Genomic DNA, 3,264 nt, shown 5'->3' on the forward strand with positions numbered 1-3,264 from the left:
GACCGGTGCCCGGCCTGACGAACACCCGCCGTCCGGCGCCCGGCCCGGCGACAAGCCGCCGTCCGGCGCCGCCCTCCGGACCATGGTGGACGCCGACACCGCCGAAGCGGTACGCGAGCTGGCCCGGGCCGAGCGGGTCAGCCTGCACATGGTCGGGCTGGCCGCCTTCGCCACCCTGCTCGGCACGGCCACCGGCCGGCACGACCTGCTGATCGGCGTCGCCTTCGCCGGCCGGACCAGCGTCGCCGCCGAGCAGAGCGTCGGCTGCTACGTCAACACGCTGCCGCTGCGGCTGCGTCCCGCACCCGACCGCCGCTTCGCCGATCTGCTCGACGAGGCCCGCCGGGTCACCCTGTTCGCCGCGGCCCACCAGGACGTCCCCTTCGACCTGCTGGTGGAACGACTCCGACCTACCCGCCGGCCGCACCGCAACCCGCTGGTGCAGGTCGCCTTCGGCGTGCAGAACGCCCCGGCGGCCCGGCACCGCGACACGGCCGGCGTCGAGTTCACCGGCGTGGAGCTGACCCCCGACACCGCCCGGCTCGACCTGACCCTCTGGCTCGACGAGCGGCGGGACGGGCTGGCGGCGCTCTGGACGTACCGCACCGACCTGTTCGACCACGACGGGGTGGTCGCGTGGCACCGCCGGTTCACCGCGCTGCTGCGTACCGCCGCCGCCGACGCGCGGCGCAGTCTGGCCGACTGCGTCGACACCGCTGGGAGTGACACATGACTGAGCAGACCCGGGTCGCGCGGCCCATCCCCCGTCGCGGCCGTGACCGGAACCTGGTGGACGTCCACCCCGACTGGCCCGACGGCCCACTGCCGGCGCTGGTCCGGGCCAACGTGCCCGACGTCGACCTGGCCGGCTGGCTGGCCGGCCACCGCGACGAGGTCGACGAGCTGGCCCGCCGGGCGGGGGCGGTGCTGTTCCGCGGCTTCGCCGTGGCCGGCGCCGGCGACTTCCGCACCGTGATGGCCGCGCTCTCCGAGGACGTGCTCTCCTACGGCGAACGCTCCTCACCGCGCAGCCAGGTCACCGAGGGGGTGTACACCTCCACCGAGCACCCGGCCGACCAGCCGATCGTGCTGCACAACGAGCAGTCGTACACGGTGAACTGGCCGCTGCGCATCGTGTTCCACTGCGAGGTGGCGCCGGCCGCCGGTGGGCGTACCCCCCTCGCGGACAGCCGCCGGGTGCTCGCCCGGCTCCGCCCGGAGACCGTCGCCGAGTTCGAGCGGCGCGGGGTGCGCTACCGGCGCAACTACCTGCCCGGCATCAGCCTGCCCTGGCAGACCGCCTTCCAGACCGAACGGCGCGAAGAGGTGGAGGCGTACTGCGCCCGGGCGCTGATCGACGTGGAGTGGGTGGGCGAGGCGCAGCTGCGTACCCGGCAGGTCCGCCCGGCGGTCCGCCGCCACCCGGTCACCGGGGAGCGGACCTGGTTCAACCACGCGCTCTTCTTCCACGTCAGCTCCCTGCCCGAGGACGTCAGCGCCGGCCTGCGGGCCGCCCTCGACGAGGAGAACCTGCCCTACCAGACCGCGTACGGGGACGGCACGCCCATTCCGGACGAGGTGCTGGCCGAGCTGCGGGCGGCGTACGCCGCCGAGACCCGCTCCTTCGACTGGCAGCGCGGCGACGTGCTGCTCGTGGAGAACATGCTGGCCGCCCATGCGCGGGAGCCGTTCACCCCGCCCCGGCGGATCCTCACCGCGATGTCCGACCCGGTCGCCGCGCCCGAGCTGACCGAGGCGGTCCGCTCGGGCACCGCGCCGGCCGCGACGGGAGGCCGGGCATGAGCGGGCCGGCGCCGCGTCGGCGCGGTACCGGCACCGTCGCCTCGCCGGTGTCCCGGCGGGTGCTCGTGGACGAGGAGTTCGTGCTGCTCGTCGAGGCGGCCGTGCCCGACCTCGACCTGGCGGGCTGGCTCGCGGGCCGGCGCGAGGAGCTGCTGCGGGACCTGGACCGCCACGGCGCGGTGTTCTTCCGCGGCTTCGAGGTGCGCACCGCCGACGACTTCGGCCAGGCCGCCCGGGCGGTCAGCCCGGACCTGCTCGGCTACCTGGAGCGGGCCGCCCCCCGCCACGAGGTCGCCGACCGGGTTTTCACCTCCACCGAGTTCAACGCCGAGCAGTGGATCCCGCTGCACCACGAGATGTCGTACTCGCACAACTGGCCCACCCACCTCTACTTCTGGTGCGAGCAGCCGGCCACCGGCAGCGGCGGGGCGACCCCGCTGGCCAGCGAGCGGGTCATCACGCCGCTGATCCCGGCCGAGGTGCGGGAGCGGTTCCTCCGCTCGGGTGTCTGCTACATGCGCAACTACGGGCCGCACCTGGACCTGCCCTGGCAGGAGGCGTTCCAGACCACCGACCGGGCGGAGGTGGAGGCGTACTGCGCCGCCTCGGCGACCGAGTTCACCTGGTTGGGCTCGGACGGGCTGCGGACCCGGGCCCGGCGGCAGGCGGTCGCCACCCACCCGCGTACCGGGGAGACGGTCTGGTTCAACCACGCCCACCTGTTCCACGTCTCCAACATGCCGGCGGAGGTGTCCGGCGCGCTGCTGCGCGAGTACGGCCCGGACGGGCTGCCCCGCAACGCGTACTACGGCGACGGCGAACCGATCCCCGACGAGGTGGTCACCGGCATCCGCGAGCTGTACCGGCGGCACGCCGTCTCGGTGCCCTGGCAGCGCGGCGACGTGCTGGTGGTGGACAACTTCCTGGCCACCCACGGGCGCGAGCCCTTCAGCGGCGACCGGCAGATCCTCGTCGCCATGTCCGATCTCTACGTCAACCGGAGTGTGCGGTGAACGGGTACCGTCTGTCGCCGACCCAGCGCCTGGCCTGGTCGGGAAAGCAGGATCTGGTCCGGGCCCGGGTCCGGCTCGCCCGGCCCCTGGACCGGGCGCGGTTGCAGGCCGCCGTCGACACGGTGGTGGCCCGGCACGAGGCGCTGCGGCTGACCCTGGTGCACCACCCCGGCCTGCGGGTGCCGTTGCAGGACGTGGACGACAGCCGGGCCGTGGTGGTCGGCGCGCAGGGCGACCTGTCGGTCACCCTCACCGACGACGCGCTGGAGCTGACCGCCACCCCGCTGATCGCCGACCCGGCCAGCCTGCGCCTGGTCCTCGCCGACCTGGCCCGCGCCTACGCCGGCGAGGCGCTGCCGGACGACTCAGAGGCGTTGCAGTTCCTCGACGTCGCCGAGTGGCAGCTCGAGGAGCGGGAGCAGGCCCCGGCCCCCGCGCCGACCGCGCC

General features: G+C 74.7%; 4 protein-coding genes. All 4 read left to right on the forward strand.

Features of this window, described 5'->3' with window-relative positions; translation table 11 throughout:
* Window positions 1–733 (forward strand): condensation domain-containing protein (locus JNW89_RS32195; RefSeq protein ID WP_238451925.1); only part of this gene is annotated, 733 nt, incomplete at its 5' end.
* A complete protein-coding gene (locus JNW89_RS32200) occupies window positions 730–1,803 on the forward strand; it encodes a TauD/TfdA family dioxygenase (protein WP_238451926.1) in 1,074 nt (357 codons plus the stop codon). The genes JNW89_RS32195 and JNW89_RS32200, both read left to right, overlap by 4 nt.
* On the forward strand, window positions 1,800–2,816 hold the full coding sequence (locus JNW89_RS32205; RefSeq protein ID WP_238451927.1) for a TauD/TfdA family dioxygenase: 1,017 nt from the start codon (window positions 1,800–1,802) through the stop codon (window positions 2,814–2,816). Before JNW89_RS32200 ends, JNW89_RS32205 begins: the two co-directional genes overlap by 4 nt.
* Window positions 2,813–3,264: hypothetical protein (locus JNW89_RS32210; RefSeq protein WP_238451928.1), on the forward strand; the 452-nt coding region annotated here is incomplete at its 3' end. The genes JNW89_RS32205 and JNW89_RS32210, both read left to right, overlap by 4 nt.

It is taken from the genome of Micromonospora sp. 4G55, assembly GCF_016803375.1.

Bases quoted from the DNA above. Each gene is read 5' to 3' on its own strand.
- JNW89_RS32200 (WP_238451926.1), top strand. From the start codon at position 730: ATGACTGAGCAGACCCGGGTCGCGCGGCCCATCCCCCGTCGCGGCCGT.
- JNW89_RS32205 (WP_238451927.1), top strand. From the start codon at position 1,800: ATGAGCGGGCCGGCGCCGCGTCGGCGCGGTACCGGCACCGTCGCCTCG.